General features: G+C 69.1%; 14 protein-coding genes. 5 read left to right on the plus strand and 9 right to left on the minus strand.

The features are described from left to right. Nucleotides 1-23 precede the first annotated feature (23 nt). The 7 genes from H7F38_RS05835 to H7F38_RS05865 all read right to left on the minus strand — a co-directional run bounded on the left by H7F38_RS05835 (nucleotide 24) and on the right by H7F38_RS05865 (nucleotide 9,419). Nucleotides 24-1,433 carry a phosphatase PAP2 family protein gene (locus tag H7F38_RS05835; RefSeq protein ID WP_187093253.1) on the minus strand — a complete coding sequence of 470 codons (1,410 nt, stop codon included), beginning with the start codon at nucleotides 1,431-1,433 and terminating at the stop codon, nucleotides 24-26. Nucleotides 1,434-1,561: 128 nt separating this feature from the next. Continuing rightward, complete coding sequence (locus H7F38_RS05840; protein ID WP_187093254.1) at nucleotides 1,562-3,886, minus strand: bifunctional diguanylate cyclase/phosphodiesterase; 2,325 nt, start codon at nucleotides 3,884-3,886, stop codon at nucleotides 1,562-1,564. A 139-nt stretch (nucleotides 3,887-4,025) separates the two neighbouring features. Further along, nucleotides 4,026-5,441: an FAD-binding oxidoreductase gene (locus tag H7F38_RS05845; RefSeq protein WP_187093255.1), complete on the minus strand. Its 1,416-nt coding sequence runs from the start codon at nucleotides 5,439-5,441 to the stop codon at nucleotides 4,026-4,028. Nucleotides 5,442-5,477: 36 nt separating this feature from the next. Next, nucleotides 5,478-7,001: a ferredoxin--NADP reductase gene (locus H7F38_RS05850; RefSeq protein WP_187093256.1), complete on the minus strand. Its 1,524-nt coding sequence runs from the start codon at nucleotides 6,999-7,001 to the stop codon at nucleotides 5,478-5,480. Further along, the gene (locus H7F38_RS05855; protein WP_187093257.1) at nucleotides 6,998-7,861 is read right to left on the minus strand and encodes an FAD:protein FMN transferase; all 864 of its coding nucleotides are present in this window, start codon (nucleotides 7,859-7,861) and stop codon (nucleotides 6,998-7,000) included. Before H7F38_RS05855 ends, H7F38_RS05850 begins: the two co-directional genes overlap by 4 nt. Next, nucleotides 7,858-8,622 carry a hypothetical protein gene (locus H7F38_RS05860; RefSeq protein WP_187093258.1) on the minus strand — a complete coding sequence of 255 codons (765 nt, stop codon included), beginning with the start codon at nucleotides 8,620-8,622 and terminating at the stop codon, nucleotides 7,858-7,860. The genes H7F38_RS05855 and H7F38_RS05860 overlap by 4 nt, the downstream gene beginning before the upstream one ends. Before the next feature lie 242 nt (nucleotides 8,623-8,864). Further along, nucleotides 8,865-9,419 carry a hypothetical protein gene (locus tag H7F38_RS05865; protein WP_187093259.1) on the minus strand — a complete coding sequence of 185 codons (555 nt, stop codon included), beginning with the start codon at nucleotides 9,417-9,419 and terminating at the stop codon, nucleotides 8,865-8,867. Here H7F38_RS05865 and H7F38_RS05870 point away from each other — a divergent pair. The 5 genes from H7F38_RS05870 (at nucleotide 9,391) to H7F38_RS05890 (ending at nucleotide 15,224) form a co-directional block, all read left to right on the plus strand. Then, a complete protein-coding gene (locus tag H7F38_RS05870; protein WP_187093260.1) occupies nucleotides 9,391-9,813 on the plus strand; it encodes a hypothetical protein in 423 nt (140 codons plus the stop codon). The genes H7F38_RS05865 and H7F38_RS05870 overlap by 29 nt on opposite strands. Nucleotides 9,814-10,084: 271 nt before the next feature. Beyond that, nucleotides 10,085-11,041: a GNAT family N-acetyltransferase gene (locus tag H7F38_RS05875; protein WP_187093261.1), complete on the plus strand. Its 957-nt coding sequence runs from the start codon at nucleotides 10,085-10,087 to the stop codon at nucleotides 11,039-11,041. Between the two features lie 138 nt (nucleotides 11,042-11,179). Next, the gene (locus H7F38_RS05880; RefSeq protein ID WP_187093262.1) at nucleotides 11,180-11,977 is read left to right on the plus strand and encodes a TIGR03084 family metal-binding protein; all 798 of its coding nucleotides are present in this window, start codon (nucleotides 11,180-11,182) and stop codon (nucleotides 11,975-11,977) included. 566 nt (nucleotides 11,978-12,543) lie between these two features. Continuing rightward, nucleotides 12,544-13,113: a hypothetical protein gene (locus tag H7F38_RS05885; RefSeq protein WP_222618480.1), complete on the plus strand. Its 570-nt coding sequence runs from the start codon at nucleotides 12,544-12,546 to the stop codon at nucleotides 13,111-13,113. A 92-nt stretch (nucleotides 13,114-13,205) separates the two neighbouring features. Beyond that, nucleotides 13,206-15,224 carry a LamG-like jellyroll fold domain-containing protein gene (locus tag H7F38_RS05890; protein ID WP_222618481.1) on the plus strand — a complete coding sequence of 673 codons (2,019 nt, stop codon included), beginning with the start codon at nucleotides 13,206-13,208 and terminating at the stop codon, nucleotides 15,222-15,224. A gap of 6 nt (nucleotides 15,225-15,230) precedes the next feature. Here H7F38_RS05890 and H7F38_RS05895 read toward each other — a convergent pair whose 3' ends face one another. Together H7F38_RS05895 and H7F38_RS05900 are read right to left on the minus strand one after the other, a co-directional pair. Next, nucleotides 15,231-16,049, minus strand: coding sequence for a serine hydrolase (locus tag H7F38_RS05895; protein ID WP_187093263.1), 819 nt, complete (start codon nucleotides 16,047-16,049; stop codon nucleotides 15,231-15,233). A 75-nt stretch (nucleotides 16,050-16,124) separates the two neighbouring features. Beyond that, nucleotides 16,125-17,018 carry an acyltransferase domain-containing protein gene (locus H7F38_RS05900; RefSeq protein ID WP_187093264.1) on the minus strand — a complete coding sequence of 298 codons (894 nt, stop codon included), beginning with the start codon at nucleotides 17,016-17,018 and terminating at the stop codon, nucleotides 16,125-16,127. Nucleotides 17,019-17,048: the final 30 nt, after the last annotated feature.

Raw genomic sequence — 17,048 nt, forward strand, 5'->3', positions numbered from 1 at the left:
CGGGCAGTGGTAGCCGGTGCCGGTCAGTGGTACACCGTCAGCTGTCGGCGGTCGATCGACAGGTCGACCTCGCTCACCGGGTCGGTGACCTCGCCGTCGTGAGCGGTCGCGAGAGGGCCGGACAGCGCGGTGATCCGGAGTCTCGGCTTCTCCAGCACCACGAACACCCGGCTGCGCTCGATCAGGCCGAGGACGGAGAGGACGACGGCCTGGGTCCTGGCCAGCGCGCGGTCGGCGCGGAGGTACTGGACATCCAGCACGCCGGTGGCCAGGTCCTCGCGCCAGGCCGGCGCCAGGCCACGGGGTCGGTAGATGCCGTTGCCGATGAAGACCACCCAGGTCGGCACCACCCGGCCGTCGATGTCCAGGTCCATCGGGCCCTGGTGGCGAAGGGTCCGGTACAGCGCGTAACCGGCGGCCGGCCACTTCCCGATCCGCTTGCTGAGCCGGTCACGCCGCCGCACCAGATCGGGGTACCCACCGATGCTGGCCGTGTTGAGGAAGACCTGACCGTTGATCATGGCCACGTCGACCTGCCGGGCCGTGCCGGCCACGACGGCCGCGGCCATCTGCTCCGCGTCGGAGATCCCCATCGCCTTGGCGAAGTGGTTCAGCGTGCCGTACGGGAACACCGCAAGGGGCAGGTCCTCGGCGTGCGCCAACTGTGCGACCGAGGCCACCGTTCCGTCGCCGCCGGCCACCCCGAGGGCGCTGGTGTCGGAACCCAGTAGGTCCGAGAGGTCTTCGTTCTCCGGGTCCCAGACCGCGATCCTGGCCTGCGGCAACATCTTCGACAGCGGTTCCTGGGCGCCGTCGCTGGTTCCGGACGCCTGGTTGACCACGATCGTGAGGCCGAGGCCGGCGGGCAGCGCCGGTGCATCACCCGGGGCCATGGCCGCTGCGCCGTGCGGGCGCACCGGCCACAGGCGGCTACCGGCCACCGCGATCGCGGCCCCGATGGCCGTTCCCACGATCGCGTCGGACTTGTAGTGCACGCCGACGTGCACCCGTGAGTAGGCCACGGCGGCGGCCAACGGGCCGAGGACGGTGGCCGACAGGGGCAGTTCCAGGGCGGCGCCGGTGGCGAAGGCGGCCGCTGACGCCGAATGTCCGCTGGGGAAGGACGAGGTCCACGGGACCTTCCCGATCCGCCGGGCCAGTTGGGTGCGATCCGGGTCCGGCCGGCGGCGTCCGACCAGCGGTTTCACCACACTGTTGGCCACGAAGCTGCTCAGCGCCAGTGATGCGGCCCCGCGGAGGGCGGCGCGGCGGGCGCGACCACCGGCGAGCACACCGACCGCGGCGATGCCGAACCACAGCACCCCGTGGTCGGCCGCGGTGGTCAGTCCCCGCAGGCCGGCGTCGATCGACGGGGGCATCGGCACCGCCGCGGGGACGATGGCCGGCGGGGGAGCCTGATCTGTCGATCGCATGGCTCCACCCTATCGGTCGGGGCCGCACCGGCGGGCCGGACCATCACCACGGCCAACGGGGTCGGGGATGCTCTGCAGCGCAACAGGTCCGGCGGCCGAGCACTGGAGTCGGCGCCGACGTCAGGAGGTCACCGTGTCGCCCTCACGGACCGCGCCCCGACGGGCGCCACCGCCCCGACGGTCGCACGCGGGGACGGGTCGCCCGGCGGGACCGCGGGCATGCCGCCGGGGTAGGCGCGGAGCATCTGGAAGGCACGATCGAACTCGACGGGCCGGGACCAGAGGTAGCCCTGCGCGTGGGAGCATCCCGCCTCCACCAGCCAGGCGGCCTGCTCGGCGTGCTCGACACCTTCGGCGACGGTGTCCAGGTTCATGGTGCGGCTCATCGCGATAATGGCCTTCGTGACCGACGCGGCCTGCCCGCTCTGCGCCACACCGTCGATGAACGACTTGTCGACCTTGAGGATGTCCAGGGGCAGCCGGTTGAGGTAGGACAGCGAGCTGTAGCCGGTGCCGAAGTCGTCGACGGCGATCCGGACGCCGAGCTCCTGGAGACTTCTCAGACGATCGATGACGTTGTCCAGATCCTGGACGACCACGCTCTCGGTGATCTCCAGGATGAGCCGATCGGGTGGCAGGCCACTCGCGACGAGCACCGTCCTCACCTCGTCGAGGAATCCCTCGTCGCCCAACTGACCGGCGGCGACGTTGACCGACATGGTCGGGGCGGTGCCTTCGGTCTGCATGACGGCGGCCGCGCGGCAGGCCTCGGCCAGCACCCAGCCGCCCAGTCTGCCGATCAGCCCCGACTGCTCGGCCAGCGAGATGAAGCGCACCGGTGGTAGCAACCCGTGCACCGGATGCTGCCAGCGCACCAGCGCCTCGAAGCCGACGAGCAGGTCGGTCTTCAGGTCCACCGTCGGCTGGTAGTGCAGGACGAGTTCGCCGTTCTTGAGGGCACTGACGAGGTCGTCGCGCAGTTCCAGTCGTTGCAGCGACTCGGTGTGCAGGTGTGGCTCGTAGAAGGCCACACCATCTTTGCCCCTGTCCTTCGCCAGGTACATCGCGACATCGGCGTTGCGGAGCACCTCCTCGCCGCTGCTCTGACCCGGGATTCCGGGCGCGACGCCGATGCTGGCCCCGACGCTCAGGTGCTCGCCGCTCACCAGGAAGGGCGTGGCGAAGGCTTCCTGCAGACGGCGGGCGATCAGGTCGGCACGGATCGGATCGGTTCGCTCGAGCAGGATGGCGAACTCGTCGCCGCCGAGCCGGGCAGCGGTGTCCTGGGCACGGACGGTGGCCAGGATCCGCCGGCTGACCTCGATCAGGACGAGGTCATCGACCCGGTGACCGAGCCGGTCGTTGATGTTCTTGAAATCGTCCAGATCGCAGAACAGCAGGGCCAGCGCGGCGCCGTTGTCGGCCCGGGCGGTGAGAGCGTGGTCCAGACGGTCGGTCAGCAGTCGGCGGTTGTGCAGGCCGGTGAGTGGATCGTGGAAGGCGTGCTCGGTGAGTTGCGCCTCCATCTCGACCCGGTCGGAGATGTCCCGGACCGTCACGACCAGGCCACCGATGGCCTCCGAGTGCGTCATGTTGGCCACCGTGCCCTCGACGTGGCGGATCAGTCCGTCCGAGCGCAGCAGCCGCACCCGCAGATCCGCCTCCTGGCCGGTCCCCGGCTCGGTGAATTGACGGGCGAACAACCCGCGGTCCTCCGGGTGCACCAGGTCCGTCCAGTTGCTCTGCAGCAGATCGGCCGGATCGACGCCCAGGAGTGAGCGCGCCGACGGGCTGATGAAGCTGATGGTGCAATCGGCGGAGCACACGGCGAAGAGATCGGACGAGCGTTGGATGAGTTCGGCCAGACGTTGGTCCGATCGAATTCCGACCTTCTGCTCGGTGAGGATATCCTGGAACCGGCGATGCCTGGCCACCAGCCGACGGAACCAGGCCATCCAGCCCAGCGAGGCCGCGATGAGCAGTGCTGCGAAGGTGACATCGGCCTCGAAACCCATGTTCTGCTGTGATTGCTCGAGCGAGCCCGCGACCTGGGTGACCGAGACGCGGGCATCGGCCACGGCGAGCGCCCCGTTCCGAACGCTGGAGGTGAGTCTCTGCTGTGCCCTCTGGATCTGGGCGACCAGCGCGCCGTCGGTGTGCAGCCCGGCGAGCGTGTCCGACAGGCGCCCGAGAACGATCTGTGCGGTGGCCGCGTCGTCGTTCGCCGCGAACAGCGCACCGGACGCCCTGGCCACCACCAGCTGCTGGGCGCGGACGCCGTCCCAGTGGTGGTACACGAAGGTGAGCAGGAAGAACTCGAGCGTGATGACGACGATGGTCCCGACGGTCGTCAGCACGAGATGCCGTCGCGAGGAAGCCTCGGGACCCTGCACCGACGAACCCTGCACCGACGAACCCTGCACCGACGAACCCTGCACCGACGAACCCCGCATCGACTGACCCCCAGGGTTTACTCCGGTCTCCGGGCCGCCACCATTTCCGGCCGGTCGTTCGAAGATAACTTCCGCGCCTTCGTTTGAAATCGGCTTACACCGTTGTTCACCCGAATGTGCAAGGTACCGCGCCCCGGAATTACAGCACTTTCCCCGGATTGAAGATGTTCAGCGGATCCAACGCATGCTTCACAGCTTTTTGCATCAGCAGCGACCCTGGATCCAGTTCCCGCAGCAGGCCGGACCTCTTGAGCAGCCCGACACCGTGTTCGCCGGTGACGGTGCCCCCGAAGCCCAACGCGGCGTCGATCAGTTCCTCGAAGGCGAGCTGCGCCCGGGCGCGCGCCGCGTCGTCGCCGACCGGCGTCAGGATCAGCGGGTGCAGGTTGCCGTCGCCCGCGTGCGCGATGGTGGACATCGTCAGGTCGTGTTCGGACGCGATGGCCTCGATCCGGGCGAGCATCTCGGGAAGCTTCGAACGCGGGACGCAGATGTCCTCGGTCAGTACCGATCCCAGGCGCTCCAGGGCCGGATACGCCAGCCGTCGGGCTTCGAAGAGCGCCTCGGCCTCGACCGCGTCGGTGGACCGGGTCGCCCACATGGCCCCGGCGTCGTCGAAGGCCTGCGCCATCGCGTCGGCTTCGAGATCACCTGCTGCGCTAGGGGTGTCGATCCGGGCCAGGAGCAGCCCGGCGGCGTCGGCCTCGATGCCCAGGTGCTTCCAGTCCTCCACCGCGCGCAGGCAGGTGCGGTCCAGCAGTTCCAGGGCCGAGGGTTCGAGGCCGCGACTGATCGCCAGCGCGACCGCCCGCCCCGCCGCCACCAGCCCGGAGAACGCGCCGACCACCGTCCTGGGTGCGCCGGACCGAGCCGGGCGCAGTCGCAGGGTGATCTCGGTGATGATGCCCAGCGTGCCCTCCGATCCGACCATCAGGCTCGTCAGGTCGTAGCCCGCGACGCCCTTGTTGGTGCGGCGTCCCAGTCGCACGGCGTTGCCATAGCCGGCCGGACCTCCGACCACGGCGCGCAGGCCGAGTACGTAGTCCCGGGTGACGCCGTACTTCAGGCAGCACAGACCGCCGGCGTTGGTGGCCACGTTGCCGCCGATCGTCGACCAGGGCGCGCTGGCCGGATCGGGCGGGTACCAGAGCCCGTGCTCGGCGACGGCGGCCTTCAGGTCGTCGTTGACGATGCCCGGCTGGACCATGCAGGTCAGGTTGTCCGTGTCGATCTCGAGGATCTCGGTCATCCGGGAGACGTCGACGATCAAGCACCCGTCCACGGCGTTGGCTCCTCCGGACAGGCCGGTGCCGGCACCGCGCGGGACCACCGGCAGGGCGAGGTCCGCAGCGATCCGGACGGCGATCCGGACGTCGGACTCGGTCCGTGCGCGCACCGCGACGGCCGGCGTACCCACCACCGCCCACTGTGCCTCGTCATGCGACATGCTTTGCAGCACAGCAGGATCGATCACGATCCGGTCGGCGGGGAGCTCGCGGCCCAGCGCCTCGACCAGGGTGGGGACGGTGGTCGCCGTCGACGACTGCGGTGTCATGCCACGATGCTACGACCGGGCGGAGCCCATGACGGCTCAGTACCCGCTGAAGTAGTCCTTGGCGATGCTCCTGGCCTTCAGCGACCTGGCCGCCCGGCTGATGGTGTCGACCAGACCGGGTGGGCCGGAGATGTAGACGCGCCGCCTGGCGATGTCCGGCACCACAGAGGCCAGGACGTCACCGGTCAGCCGGGGGGCCGTGACGGACTCGAACCCGGCCGGGAAGCCGGCCGCCTGCTGCTTGGTCACCACCACCGTTCGGACCCCGGCGGCGGCCAGCTCCTCCTGGTAGCCGACCTCCTCGGCGTCGCCGGCGACGTAGACGAGCACGACGTCACGGTCGTGCCCCGGCGGAAGTGCCCCGAGCTGGCTGATGAACGGGGTGATACCGATGCCACCGGCCACCAGCAGGAGCGGGGTGTCCTGCTTCTTCGGCAGGATGAAGTCTCCAGAGACACCGGTGGCGCGGACCGTGCTGCCGATGGGGAGTTCGTGCATGGCGCGTTTGAAGCTGCTGGATCTCTCCGCGACCTTGATCCCGATCTTCACCGGCGCGGGGCCGCCCTCCGGTGACTTCACCGCCGGTGCGGAGGCGATGCTGAACGACCGCCGGCTGCCCCGCGAGTCCGATCCCTTGTGCGGCAGCGCAAGTTCCAGGTACTGCCCGGGGGTGAAGCTGAGCGGTGTGGCCGGCGCGAACACGTACTCCATCGAACTGGGGGTCAGGCGTCGCCTGGCTGTGAGCACGAGTTCGATGCCCCGGCGCTGGCCGAATCCGAAGGCCACGGCATTGCCGATGATCAGCGCGGTCTCGGGGCCGACGGAGTAGGAGCCGATCGTGATCGGGACGGAGAACAGCACCGCCACGATGGCCGCGACGGACAGCTGCTGCCAGCGGGCCGGGGGGAGGGTCAGCGGCTCGGTCAGCATGAAGCCGGCGAAGAAGATCAACGGCGTCTGGCCGAAGGCGAAGGTCAGCGCGGTGCCGAAGCCGGCGCCGCCGGACAGGCTGCGGCTCAACAGGATCGCAGCCCCGATGACGATGAACACCGCGCCGAGCGGCAGGCGCCTCGTCCGGTAGAGCACCAGCAGGACCAGGATCGCGGTGAACGGCAGCAGCACCGGCGTGCCGATCCACCAGTAGGCCAGGTAGAAGTGGAGGACGGCCAGCCAGACCGCGCCGACTGCGGCGGGGTTGAAGATGTGCCGCCCGCGCACCGCCAGCAGGTACTTGGAGGCCGAGGCGAAGACGGCGGCGATGGCGACCTGACCGAGGGTGGTGACGTCGGTGGTCGGGGAGAGGATGAAGAACAGCAGCAGGGCGGTGATGATCGAGGACTCGCTGTGGGCGGTCGCCCGGAACAGGAGGGCGAAGACCCGGCCGCCGACGAAGGTCACCACCAGCAGGGTGAGCAGGGTCGCCAGCAGCTGTTGCGGGGTGTAGCTGATCTTCTTCGCCGCGCTGAAGGCGAAGGAGATCACGGTGAGTGCGGCCAGGCAGATGGTGACGAACCGGTACATGGTCACCCGCCCGATGGCGTTGTCCAGTGCAGTCTTCATGTGAAGAGCTCCCCGTCGAAATTTTTCGAGTACTCGACGCCGCCGGTGGCGAGCATCCTGACGTAGCTGAATTCGAAGTGCCTTGAGAGCACTGATGGGTCGGTGAAGAACAGTGCGGTGGCCAGGCCGTCGGCCACCATCGTGCGGTCGGCGACCACCCAGGTGGCCAGCACCTCGGTGGTCGGTTCCCCGGTGGCGGGATCGATGACGTGGTGCAGGCCCGCGCCCCAGGTCCGCCGGTTGACCGCCGAACCGCAGAGCGAGGCGTTGCAGAGGTTCGCCACACCGATCACCTGACCGGCGGCGCCCGGATGCTCCAAGCCGACCCGGCACAGCATCGGGCCGACGTGGGCGATGTCCCCGCTCGCGTCGATCAGGTACTCGTCATAGCCGCTCTCGGTGAGCTCACCGGCCAGAAGGTCGACCAGGTAACCCTTTCCGGCTGCACCCAGGTCCAGGAGCACCGGCTCGCCCGCCGTCAGCAGCGACCCCTGCACCGTCAGAACGTCCTCCCACCGGGGCACCGAGACCTGTCCGGGGCGACGCTCCAACGAGTAGTCGGCGTCGTAGCCGAGGTGCTCGAGCGCGCGCCCGACGAGCGGGCTCACCCGGCCGCCGGTGATGTCGTAGAGCTCGCGGTAGAAGGCGAGGAGTACGGCTGCGCTGTCCGGGAACTCATGGCTACCGCCGGTTCTCGCGAACCTGCTGACGTCGGAATCCGGGCGGAACCGGGAGTACGCCAGATCGAATTCCTCGACGGTCCGCTGCAGACGCGCCAGGCTCACGGTGGTCAGCCCCGGGCTGCTGGTGATCGTCCAATTCGTGCCGATGGCCTGGAACTCGTGCGGCCGCGTCGTCACGTCTTGGCCTGGGACTCGATCTGCTTGAGCGCATCGTTGAAACCCATGCTGGTCAGCGAGGATCCGGACACCGCGCCGAGGGAGATCGCGTCGATGTCCTTGCCGATCACCTGTCCGGAGTAGCCGGATTGGAACGCCTGCTGGAACGAGTGGCTCAGGCCGGCTCCGCCGAGCAGGTTCAGGTCGGACTTCACCACCTTGTCCGCGGCGAGAGTGATGGTCACGCCGAGCTTTTCGGTACCACCCGGGCTGTTGTAGCTCCCGGTGGCGGTGTACTGGCCGTTCTTGTACTTCAGGGCCGCAGCGGCGGTGGTGGGGGCGGGCGCCCTGCTCGGGGCCGTGGTCCTGACGGGCGCCTGCGCGACGGGTGCGGGCGGGATGATCGCCGGCTTGGTCGGTACGGACGAGGTGGGTGCGGGCGCGGCACGTGCGGACGAGGCCGGTGCGGGCGGACTGGGTGCGGGTGTCGCCTGGACCGATAGCGGGGCCGGGGCGGATGCCGACAGTGGCGCAGCGGACGAGGGGTCGGCGCCCGAGCCGGCGCCTGCCGAAGATGCGGGTGACGCCGCCGAGGGTGAGATCGCTGCGGGTGAGGGTGATGCGGGTGCGGGTGATGCGATGGCGATGTTGGCCGCGGCCTGCTCGGCGGCCAGGGTGGTGTTGTGGTGCGAAGTGGCGGCGACGACTCCACCGGTCGACGCACCGACGATGGCCAGTCCGGCCAGCATGGCCATCAGGTACCCGGTTCGATCGGTGCGCATCGGCTGCTCCTTTTTCTCGACAAGGAGTACGAGGCCGAACGCGTTTCGGATTGCTCCGGGTGGTCCGTCCGGCTCGGTGCGCGGTGCGCAGCCCGTCCCGCAACAGCCCGGCCGACGGGCGCCTGAACAGCGGCGACCGCCACGGTGTCCTGCGGGCCCGATCGCAGCGGCCGGCAGTGGCCGCCGGTTCCGCGCGGACTACTCGTGGCGGGGTGTGCCTGGCCCGAGAGGGTTCTCGCGCTTCAGCCGAGTCCACCCGCGATCACCTTGGCGGTGGCCTTCTTGGCCACCGTCAGTGGATTGGGCAGGGTGGCGGCGTCGGTGCCGGTCGCGACCAGGAAGGTGTAGCCGATGGAGGTCGAACCGCTGTGCACCGCGACCAGGACACCGGAGGCACCGGCGATGGTGACCTCCCAGGCGACTGCCTTGCTGCCGCCGACGCTGGCCGTGACGTCGTGCGGCGCGCCGATGGTGACGGGGGTGCCGGCGATCGAGCCCTTGCTGCAGTTGAGCCCGGCGACGGTGGTGTCGAAAGCTTTGATGGAGGTCGCGGCGTCCAGGTCGAGCCGCAACGACTCCTGGAACTGCACGCTGTCGCCCTTGGCTGCGATGAGTTCGGCGCGCAGTGCGTTGGGGTACAGCGCCGAAGCCGAGGAACCGCCGCAGGGGAGCTTCTGGTTGGTGTCCTGGGCCACCGGCGGGCTCTTGGTGAAACCGGTCCCCACCTCGGGCGCGGTGAGCAGCGCGGCGTTCATCGCGGACAGCGCCTTGACGGCGTTCGCGTCGGTGGTGTTCACCGTGGCAACCGGGAGTTCGCCACTGGAAGCCGGCGAGGAGGCGGGCTCGGACGCCGGCGCCGGTGATGCCGACGTGGCCGGGCCGGATGCCGGTGCGGACGCCGGTGTGGTCGACCCCGGCGCGGAGGAAAGCGGCGCGGACTGGGCTGGGGAGGATGCCGGTCCGGAGGAGACCGGCGCCGTGGACGCCGGTGCGGAGGAGACCGGCGCCGACGCCACCGGCGCGGCCGATGTCGAAGCGGGCACCGCCACCGGAGTGGACTTGGAACACCCGGTGATCAACAACGTCAGCGCGACGCCGGCCGGTAGCACGGCCGCTCGGAAACTCCTGGTGCGCCGGTACATCCGGATTGCGGACATCCTGCCTCCCCTACCGTCCCTGGGGCCGGCGTAGTCATCGGTGCGGTGTGATCGGTGCCGTGGCTCCAGGGCGAATGCAGCAACTGCAAGGCGCTTCTTCCCGGGGAGGTTACACGATTGATCGGCCTGGACCCGCGATGTTTCCAGGACGCCGAATGGCTCCGGTAGCAGCGTCGATCGCCTCGTTCCCGGGCAATCCGCATTCGTCGATGAATTCGATCGTCAGGTCTGGATCGCCTGCGATCGATGAATGTGGCCCCGCAGCGTATTTCGGAGCCGGGCGCACGGCGTGGGAGTGTGGCCCGATGACGGACCGGATCGACGTCGAGCACGCCGCGCGCTGGGCGGAACTCGACTCCCTGCTGCCCGGCCAGGTCGAGGCGGGTCGGCTGGACCCCACCGAATCCGGCCTGCAGGGCGAAGACCGGCTGCTGACGGTCGATCTCGGCGGAACGACGGCGCGTGGGCTGGCCCGCTTCCATCAGCTGGATCCAGATGGTCAGGAGGCACTGTGGGGTCCGCTGCGTCAGTATTCGCTGACACCGCAACTCGCCGGGCCCGATCGCATCGCCGCGTTCCGAGAACTGCTGGATCGATGGCTCGCAAGCCTGCGGAGCACCCCGGGTGATTGGAAATCGTCGGCCACCGTGACCATCCCCAGCCGTGATCCGGACTACCGGATTCCGTTGCTGGAGTTCGGGTTCGCACCGATGATGGTACTGGCGGCGAGGAGACTCCGGGCCTCGACGCCGCCGGGCCGCCCGGGAGTACTCGTCAGGCCGGCACAGTCCGCCGATCTCGATCTGTTGACCGACCTGGCGGTCCGACTCCAGGAGTTCGACGTGGCGAGCGGGATGGTGACGTCGCGGCCGTCGGCCCGTCGCACCCTCAACAGCAAGCTGGCGGACCACCTCGCCCGTCAGCCCGGTTGGAGCTGGATCGCCGAGGTCGACGGTCTGCCTGCCGGATTCGTCTACGTCCAGCCACCCTCCGAGGCGGCGTGGATCTCGCCGATGAGTGCTGCCGGCGGCGCGGCCGCCTATCTGGCCGAGATGTACGTCAGACCGGAGGTGCGGGCCGCCGGCATCGGGGCCGCGCTGGTCGCTGCGGCGCACCGCGCGCTGGATGCCAGCGGTGTGCCCTTGACGCTCCTGCACCACGCGGTGCCGAACCCGTTGTCCTCGCCCTTCTGGGCACGGATGGGCTATCGGCCCCTCTGGACCTCGTGGCAGCGACGTCCGGCGGCCGGCCCGCCGCCCTGAACCCGGGTGCCGTGAGTGACGCCGGCGGGCCATTCGGCGGTGCAACGCGGCCGAACGGGGATTCGGGCCTTACGCTGAGAGGGTCACCAGCGGGATCTCGCACGTGACGCCGATCCGGACGGGCGGTGGATGTTGGCGATGAACCAGGACCGGTACCGGGGTCTGCTCGACGACCTGCGTGCCGAGGGCGAGGAGCTGACGTCGACGCTGTTCGCCATGACCGACCTCCAGTGGTCGTCGGACACGCCCGCCGCCGGCTGGACCATCCACGATCAGCTCGAACACCTCGCCTTCTTCGACGACATGGCGTTGATGGCCCAGACCAGCCCGCCCGACTTCATCGAACGGGCCGAGGTGGTGATGGCCGTCGGTCCGACCTGGATCGACCAGATCAGCTTCGACCGCAGAGGCTCGTCGCCCGCCGAGCTCCTGCTGCGGTTCGATCGCTCGCGGACGGCCCTGACGGCGGCCTTCGGGGAGGCCGATCCGGCTCGCCGGTCACCGTGGTTCGGCCCGACGATGAGTGCGGCGTCCGCGGCGAGCGCGCGGCTGATGGAGACATGGGCCCACAGCCAGGACGTGCACGATGCGCTCGGCATCCTGCGGCGGCCCAGCGAGCGCATCCGGCACGTCTGCCACCTCGGGGTGCTGACGCGTGGCTTCTCCTTCGGCATCCACGGTCTGGAGCAACCGACGTGCGATGTGCGCATCGAGCTGGTCTCGCCGGCCGGGAAGGTGTGGACGTGGGGCGGGGAGGCGGCGCTCGACCGGATCACCGGCGACGCCTGGGACTTCGCACTGGTGGTCACCCAGCGGCGGGCTCTGGCCGACACCAGCCTCCAGGCGACCGCCGGCCCGGCCGCCCAGTGGCTCTGCATCGCCCAGGCTTTCGCCGGTGACCCGCCCCCGCAACGATCGGGTGTAAGGGCTGAATGACACTGCTCACCCGGCGTAGACCGTCTCGATCCGGCAGGTTCACCCTTCTGAGCGATCAAACTCACCCCAAACGGTGATTTCCGTTTCGGCGGACGATTGACGTGGCACAGCGGTAAACATCTGTGTCCATCGGATGGATGTTACGCCGGGATTTCCGCTCCATTGGAGTGATCGACAACGGTGAGTTATTTCGATGGGCGAAACATGGTTCTTTCTTGGGAATTCTTGTCAAAATGTCGCGTGACGTAGTCACCGTCCTGCAGTCCCCTTTCCGAGCAGCCTCGAACAGGGCTCAGCGTCCACCGGTCACGTAGATACCGCAGATGAACTCGGGTATTCACCTCTGGTATCCACCGGCGTTCCAGCCACTCGAATGGTGTTGCCTTTGCCCATCAAAAGCAACGCGGAGTTCCGATTCTCGCCACGGTCACCCACAGACGGGTGGCTCCGGTGCCTCCCGAAAGGTGTCACATGTCCGACTAGCACTCAGTCCCGCGCCCCCGTCGTCGATTTGCCCCACTCCTGATCGTCGCCGGCCTGGCCAGCGCCGTCGTGCTGTCCTCTCGATGACGAACACGTTGTCCGCCTTCACCGCGGCCATCACCTACTCGAACGACACGGCTGCATCCGGCACCGTCGTCCTGCAGGAGATCAACACGGCGACCGGCAACACGACCTGCAACAGCACGGACACCACCCCGGCGGCCACGGCGGGCGTCAACACCAACACCTTCACCTGCTCGACCATCAACAAGTACGGCGGCCTGACGAAGATGGTGCCGGGTTCCTCGGTCGTCACCAATCTGACCTTCGGCAACACCGGCTCGGCACCCGCAGCGACATTCACCCTGGCAGCGAACGCCTGCACGCAGAGCACCAACGGCGCACTGAACGGCAACGCCACCGATTTCTGTGCAAAATTGAATGTTCTGGTGGTCTCCGGCGGGACGACCATCTACAACGGAACGGCAGCGGCATTCAGCGGGGCCACGACGCCCACTCCGTTCACCCTCCCGTTGCCGGCCCCGGGAGCGACCATCCCGATCACCATCACCGTCACGCTCGCCACCACCGCCGGCAACACCTACCAGGGACTGGCCGCGTCACAGCCCCTGGTCTGGTCGCTCAGCACCTGATCGGGAAGCGCTGGCACTGAAGCGCCGGCCGTGACGCGTTCGCAATGAAGCAATGGCACTGAAGCATTCGCAATGAAGAGGAAAGGGACGTCGTGACGCAAGATCCTCGCCTCGCGACCGCTGTGTCCCTGGAGGAACTGCTGGACGGTGCCGCGTACAGCGGCACCGCCCGACGGAGGGCCGGTTGGCTGCTCCGGATCGTCGGTGTGGCAGTACTTCTCGTCGTCCTGGCGGCGGCGGGGTGGTGGATGGCGGGCGGTCGCTGGATGATCGTCGCCACCCCGTCCATGGGTCGGGCCGCTCCGGTGGGGACCCTGGTGTTCACCGAGCACGTCACCGCTGCGCAGGTGAGGGTCGGTGACATCGTCAGCTTCCGATCCCCCCTGGCTCCGGCCGAGATCTACACCCACCGCGTCGTTTCCATCGATGCCTCCGGAGCGCTGCGCACCCGGGGCGACATCAACGGTGCGCAGGACCCGGCGGGGCTCGGGTCCGGGGATCTCGTCGGCAGGGTCGTCGCCCGGTGGTGGGGCTTCGGCTGGTTGATCAGGGGCCTGCCGTTCCTGGCGGTGACCGGGCTGGTGTTGTGGTTCACCACCTCTCGCTACCTCCGGGCGCTGTGGCGGCGTCCGCTCCGCGTGTTCGGCTCGTCGTTCCTGATCGCAGTCGCGGCCTATCTGCTCAAACCGTTCGTCGACATGGTGAAGGTGGCCAGCACCGCAATGGCCAACGGAACCGACGTGACCCTGGTGTCGACCGGCCTGCTCCCGATCCGGGTGCGCGCGAGCGGCGGCAATTTCGTCGATCTGGTCGACGGGCAGGTCGGCGCGGTCACGGCGACCGGTGATCCCGGTCCGCACGGCTACCAGTTCACCTCCTCGGTCCATCTCTCCCCCGGCTGGTGGATCGCCCTGATCCTGATCTGGCTGACCCCCCTCGCGGTATCGCTGATCTTCGGTCCGTCGGAGGAGCTGCGACCGCGCGACGACGACCCGGCCGGTCCCGGCAGCACCTCCGGCCCAGCGTCTTCCACCTCCCCGGCAGAATCTTCGACCTCCCCGGCACCATCGATCGCGGCCACGCGCGGAGCTTGGGTAGCCGCCGCTGCACCGGAGCCGGCACCGGCCGTCTTGCGCGCCGGGTCCCAGAGCCGTGGGCGGCACCGGGCCAAGAAGCCCACCCGGCCCCGGCTCCCCGGACGCCCCGCGGTGCAGCGTCGATCGGGTCAGCGTCGATCCGGTTACCGGCGGTGGGTCACCGGCTTCTCGGTGCTCGCCATCACCCTCGGCGCCTTCATCCCGTCCACCCAGAGTGCCTTCGCCGCGAAGATCACGAACTCCGTCGACACCGCCGCTTCCGCAACCTATTTCACCTGCGCGTCGGCGGCGACGGCCACCTCGGCCAACGGCGGCTACTTCGCCTATCCACTGAACGAGACGACCTTCACCACCGCCGCAGACGCCTCCGGCAACACGACCCTGCGACCGGGGACCTACACCGGCACCGCGACGGGCAGTTTCACCTCCTCCGCGTCGGCGCCGTGCCCGCGAGACCTGCCCAGCCGCGCGGTCACCGTGGCCGGCGGCGTTGCCGGCCTGGGAAACGCCTACGTGGCCGGCAGCGGAACCGCGGCGTCGGACCCGGAGGTGTTCACCATCGAGATCTGGTTCAGGACCAACACCGCCGGTGGTCGGCTGATCGGCTTCGGCAGCGCCCAGACCGGCCTGTCGACCTCCTACGACCGGCAGATCTACATGTCCGGCAACGGTCAGCTGAACTTCGGTGTGTATCCCAATGCCGTCAAGGTGGTGACCAGTCCCGTCGTCAGCACGGCGAACTATGCGGACAACGCCTGGCACCAGGTGGTGGCGACCCTCTCGTCCGCCGGCATGGCCCTGTACGTGGACGGATCCCTGGTCGCGAGCGACACCACGACGAAGGGTGCGCAGGTCGGCAGCGGCTTCTGGCGGGTCGGCTGGGACAACCTCAACACCTGGCCGAACGCGACGACCAACTACAACTTCAACGGCACCCTCGCGTGGGCCTCGGTCTACGCCACCGCCTTCACGCTCGCCCAGGTCCAGTCGCACTACCGCGCCGGCATCCTGTGAGCCAACTCAGCTGCGGTAGTGCGTCAGGACGGCGGTCGAGAGACGGGGCCACACCTTCGCGGCCCACGGCCCGAAGGCGGTGTCGCACAGGCTGACACAGGCCAGGCCGGCGTCCGGATCGACCCAGAGGAAGCTACCGGACTGACCGAAGTGGCCGAAGGTCGCCGGACTGTTGTGCGGGCTGGTCCAGTGCGGGCTCTTGTGTCCGCGGATCTCACATCCGAGGCCCCAGTCGCAGGGCGTCTGACGGCCGAACCCCGGCACGATGCCGACCAGGCCTGGAAATACGAGAGTGCTGGCCTGGCCGATGATCTCCGGACCGATGACGGTCGGCGTCAGGAACTCCGCCGCCAGGTCGATGAGATCATCCAGCGGCCCGACCCCGGCGCTGGCCGGCGACCCGGCCACCACGGTCCGGTGCAGACCCAGCGGTCCCAGTACCCGGCCGGCCAGCTCGTCGGCGAACGGCCCGCCGGCCTGGACGGCGAGATGTGCAGCGACGACCTCGAACCCGTAGTTCGAGTAGAGCCGCCGGGTGCCCGGCGGGGCGACCGGCTCACCCGCCTCGGTCCGCAGGCCGGCTGCGTGCGACAGCAGATGGGCCACCGTCGCGCCGGGTGGTCCGGCCGGCTCCGTCAACTCGATGGTGCCGTCCGCGCAGGCGTCCAGCACGGTGAGCGCCGTCAGCAGCTTGGTGACGGACTTCCACTCGAAAAGCTCTGACCCGCCGCCGGTCTCGAACTGGTCGAGCACCCCGTCGGGTCCGATCACCGCAACGGCGGCACGCCCGACCGGCCAGTCGGCGATTTCGGCCTGCAGATCCATGTATGTCCTTCTCGAGTCCGCCAGAACCTCGGACGTCCTGCAAAGTGATGGCTATCGCCATCACTTTGCAGGACGCTACCGCCCTGGACGCGCCGCCGACGAGCGGAGCGCGCGCCAGCCGTAGCAGGCCTGCCAGACCCCGCCGGCGGCGATGCGGTCGAGCACCAGGCGTTGCAGGCTGGTGTCGCGGGGCAATCGATCCAGGTCGACCTGCCCGCGGATGCGGAAGACGAAGTAGAGGGCGTCGCCCTGACGTGGTTCGTCCGGCCCGTACCGCTCGAACGACTGCTGGAACAGTGCCATGTTGCTGCCCGGCAGGTGTTGCGACAGGTAGGGATCGAGCAGCCAGGAGTAGCAGACCGTCAGGTCGACCGGTTGGCCGGGGAAGTGTTCCGGGAAGAACGCTGCTGCCTGCCGGAAGGCGTCGTCGACCGATGGCGGCAGCAGTGATCCGATGGGCGGGATGTGGACGTCGAGCACCCAGTCGCCGGTGTCGGCGCCCGCCGGTCGAGGCTCGTCGGCCGTCAGCGGTCGGAGCAGGAAGTGCAGCCGGCCCAACTGGAACAGTCCGCCACCGCAGTGGAACGTCAGCCAGCTCCAGGTCTCCAGTCCGAACACCCCGTAGGTGGTCCGGTGCAGCCGGAACTGACGCCCGAAGTCGGCCAGCGTCGCCGCGGTGATGGCGGGATCGACGGATCGACCGGCGTGCCAGGCGGCCAGCTCCGGTGCGAACAACAGCAGCGCGCAGATCCAGACCTCCTGTGCCGGTTGGCCTTGCGGCGGTGACACCGGGAAGGTGCCGAGGCGTTGACGCAGCACTCCCAGGGCGGCGCGCACCTCGGGGGAATGCGCGGCGGCCATCAGCATCTCCGCCTGCAGCCGGTCGGCCGGATCGAGATCCAGCAGGGCGGCGAGGTCGTCGGAGATGGCCGGCGCGACCGGCACGGGAGAGGGGGCGGAGTCGGTCATGACGATGATTCTGCCCCGCGCACGCCCGCA

It is taken from the genome of Nakamurella sp. PAMC28650, assembly GCF_014303395.1.
Lineage (GTDB): Bacteria > Actinomycetota > Actinomycetes > Mycobacteriales > Nakamurellaceae > Nakamurella.

What these genes read in the sequence shown, in the direction of transcription:
- H7F38_RS05835 (WP_187093253.1), bottom strand. Translation starts at nt 1,433, where the DNA reads ATGCGATCGACAGATCAGGCTCCCCCGCCGGCCATCGTCCCCGCGGCG.
- H7F38_RS05840 (WP_187093254.1), bottom strand. Translation starts at nt 3,886, where the DNA reads ATGCGGGGTTCGTCGGTGCAGGGTTCGTCGGTGCAGGGTTCGTCGGTG.
- H7F38_RS05845 (WP_187093255.1), bottom strand. Translation starts at nt 5,441, where the DNA reads ATGACACCGCAGTCGTCGACGGCGACCACCGTCCCCACCCTGGTCGAG.
- H7F38_RS05850 (WP_187093256.1), bottom strand. Translation starts at nt 7,001, where the DNA reads ATGAAGACTGCACTGGACAACGCCATCGGGCGGGTGACCATGTACCGG.
- H7F38_RS05860 (WP_187093258.1), bottom strand. Translation starts at nt 8,622, where the DNA reads ATGCGCACCGATCGAACCGGGTACCTGATGGCCATGCTGGCCGGACTG.
- H7F38_RS05875 (WP_187093261.1), top strand. Translation starts at nt 10,085, where the DNA reads ATGACGGACCGGATCGACGTCGAGCACGCCGCGCGCTGGGCGGAACTC.
- H7F38_RS05880 (WP_187093262.1), top strand. Translation starts at nt 11,180, where the DNA reads ATGAACCAGGACCGGTACCGGGGTCTGCTCGACGACCTGCGTGCCGAG.
- H7F38_RS05885 (WP_222618480.1), top strand. Translation starts at nt 12,544, where the DNA reads ATGACGAACACGTTGTCCGCCTTCACCGCGGCCATCACCTACTCGAAC.
- H7F38_RS05895 (WP_187093263.1), bottom strand. Translation starts at nt 16,049, where the DNA reads ATGGATCTGCAGGCCGAAATCGCCGACTGGCCGGTCGGGCGTGCCGCC.
- H7F38_RS05900 (WP_187093264.1), bottom strand. Translation starts at nt 17,018, where the DNA reads ATGACCGACTCCGCCCCCTCTCCCGTGCCGGTCGCGCCGGCCATCTCC.